The sequence below is a fragment of the Micromonospora sp. NPDC049799 genome, assembly GCF_040656655.1.
Lineage (GTDB): Bacteria > Actinomycetota > Actinomycetes > Mycobacteriales > Micromonosporaceae > Micromonospora.
Genome location: NZ_JBFAMU010000636.1, coordinates 1 through 2,539 on the forward strand (window position 1 = coordinate 1; position 2,539 = coordinate 2,539).

The window sequence follows — 2,539 nt, forward strand, 5'->3', positions numbered from 1 at the left end:
GCGCGGAGTTCTACCGCGGACGCGATCTGGCGTTCGACAGGGAGCAACTGCTCCAGTGGTTCCGTCTGTGGCAGGACGCCCGGCGTGACCGGGCCGCCACCTCTGGCTCGGCCACCTGGCCCGCTACGACGGCGCCCTCGACGAGGCGGCCCGGGCGTACGACCGGGCCCGCGCCGACCTGGAGCGGATCACCTTCGACGCGGCGCTGTACCGGGCCATGCACCGGTGCGCCTCGGCGCAACTGGCGGTGGCACGGGGCGACCAGGAGGGTGCCCGGGAGCATCTCTCCGCCGCGTTCGCGCTGGCCGCCGAACCGGGCTACGTGCCGGTGCTGGCGGAGATCGGGGTGGCCGCGGCGGCGGCGTGCCTGGCGTGCGGCGACGCGGAGCTGGCCGCCGAGCTGCTCGGGGCGGCCAGCGCGCTGCACCGCGGCCCGGACTCGTTCCACCCCGACGCGACCGAGCTGGGTCGCCGGCTCACTGACGTGCTGGGCAGGGACGTCCACACCGTCGCGGTCGAGCGAGGGCGGGCCCGTGATCGGGCCGACGCCCTCGCCCTCATCGACGCTCAGGTACGCCGTCGGTAGGCACGTACCGCGAGGGGCATGAAGAACGCGAGCAGCCCGATCGACCAGAGCAGGGTCCGCATCACCGGCCCGGCCACCGGCCCGCCGAGCAGCAGGCCCCGGCATGCCTCCATGGCGTGACTCGCCGGATTGATCTTCACCCAGGCCTGGAGCCAGCCGGGCAGGGTGTCGGTGGGCGCCACCATGTTGGTGCCGAACGCCAGCGGGAACATGGTCAGCGTGACGATGCCCTGCACCCCGGCGGCGTCCCGCGACACCACGCCGGCCAGCACGTACCCCCAGCTCAGGCAGAAGCCGAAGAAGACCGTCAGGGCGCAGGCGGCGAGCGCCTCCAGGAGGCCGGTCTCCACTCGGAAGCCGAGCAGGTAACCGAACGCGAACACGGTGACCAGCGAGATCACGTACCGGATCAGGTCGCCGAGGACCGAGCCGATCAGCGGCGCCGACCGGCCGATCGGCAGGCTGCGGAACCGTTCGAACACTCCGGTACGGATGTCCGCGTTCAGGCTCACGCCGGTGATCATGATGCCGGAGATGATCACGGTCATCACCAGGGCGGCCGGGAAGATGAACTGGAGGTACTCCCCGGTGTTGCCGGAGACCGCGCCGCCGAACAGGTAGACGAACATGACCAGGAAGATCACCGGGATGAGCACCGCGTGGGCGAGCCCCTCCGGGGTGCGGCGCACCTTGATCAGGCTCCGCCCGGCCAACGCGAGGCTGTGCCGGAGCAGCCCGTACGGGCGCTTGACCGGCTCGGTCACCGTACCGGCGGACTGGCTGGGGACGCTGGTCGCGGTCACGCGGTCACCTCCTGTTCGCGCTCGGGCTCGGCGGTGTGCCGGCCGGTGAGGGTGAAGAACACCTCGTCCAGACTGGGCAGCCGCAGGGACAGCTCGGTCACCGCGATGTTCGACGCGGCGAGCTGACGGACCACCTCGGTGAACGCCCCGTCGCCGACCACCGGCACGGTGAGCATCCCGGGACCGACCTGCTCGGGCACGTGCCCGGCCACGCTGCCCAGGATGGCCGCGGCCTCGCCCACCTGGGACGGGTCCGTCGCGCGCAGCTGGATCGTCTGCCCGCCGACGACCTGCTTGAGCTCGGCCGGGCTGCCGTTGGCGATGACCCTGCCCCGGTTGAGGACGACGATGTCGTCGGAGAGGGTGTCCGCCTCCTCCAGGTACTGCGTGGTGAGCAGGACGGTGGTGCCGTCGCCGGCCATCGTCCGGATCATCCGCCAGACCTCCTCCCGTTTGGCCGGGTCGAGCCCGGTCGTCGGCTCGTCGAGGAAGATCACCGCGGGCCGACCGATCAGGCTCGCGGCCAGGTCGAGCCGGCGCCGCATGCCGCCGGAGTAGGTGCCGGCGCGGCGGCCGGCCGCCTCGGTCAGCTCGAAGCGCTCCAGCAGCTCCGCAGCCCGGGCGGCCGCCTCGGCCTTGCGCAGGTCGAGCAGCCGGCCGATGAGCACCAGGTTCTCGGTGCCGGTCAGGTCCTCGTCGACCGAGGTGTCCTGTCCGGCGATGCCGATCAGCCGGCGCACCCGGGCCGGCTGGCGGACCACGTCCACCCCGCCCACCATCGCCGTGCCCGAGTCGGGGCGCAGCAGGGTGGCGAGGATCCGTACCGCCGTGGTCTTACCCGCGCCGTTGGGCCCCAGCATGCTCAGGACCGTGCCCGGGCGGGCCGCGAAGTCGACGCTGCCGAGCGCTGTGTTCGTGCCGAAACGCTTGACGAGGGCTTCAGCCTGGAATCCGTACCGCATGCCGTCGATGCTGGCAGTGGCCGCTGGCAGAGCCCGCACAGATCACTGTCACCCCGTCGCCGAGACCGCGTGGCCCGGACGGGGCACGGGCCGTGGGCGGCCACCCCGGGGGGGCGCGCGCCGGGTGGGGGGGGGGCGGGGGGGGGGCGGGGGGCAGGGGGCGCCGGCGGGGGGGGGCCCGGCCCGCC

At 73.3% G+C, this 2,539-nt stretch carries 3 protein-coding genes; 1 reads left to right on the forward strand and 2 read right to left on the reverse strand.

Annotated features, from left to right (window positions below; translation table 11 throughout):
• Window positions 1-217 precede the first annotated feature (217 nt).
• Window positions 218-586: a hypothetical protein gene (locus AB0I76_RS27565; RefSeq protein ID WP_357041355.1), complete on the forward strand. Its 369-nt coding sequence runs from the start codon at window positions 218-220 to the stop codon at window positions 584-586.
• Here AB0I76_RS27565 and AB0I76_RS27570 read toward each other — a convergent pair.
• Both AB0I76_RS27570 and AB0I76_RS27575 read right to left on the reverse strand, forming a co-directional pair.
• On the reverse strand, window positions 568-1,389 hold the full coding sequence (locus AB0I76_RS27570; RefSeq protein WP_357041358.1) for an ABC transporter permease: 822 nt from the start codon (window positions 1,387-1,389) through the stop codon (window positions 568-570). The genes AB0I76_RS27565 and AB0I76_RS27570 overlap by 19 nt on opposite strands.
• Window positions 1,386-2,351, reverse strand: coding sequence for an ATP-binding cassette domain-containing protein (locus AB0I76_RS27575; protein ID WP_357041361.1), 966 nt, complete (start codon window positions 2,349-2,351; stop codon window positions 1,386-1,388). Before AB0I76_RS27575 ends, AB0I76_RS27570 begins: the two co-directional genes overlap by 4 nt.
• Window positions 2,352-2,539: the final 188 nt, after the last annotated feature.

Bases quoted from the DNA above. Each gene is read 5' to 3' on its own strand.
- AB0I76_RS27565 (WP_357041355.1), top strand. From the start codon at position 218: ATGCACCGGTGCGCCTCGGCGCAACTGGCGGTGGCACGGGGCGACCAG.
- AB0I76_RS27575 (WP_357041361.1), bottom strand. From the start codon at position 2,351: ATGCGGTACGGATTCCAGGCTGAAGCCCTCGTCAAGCGTTTCGGCACG.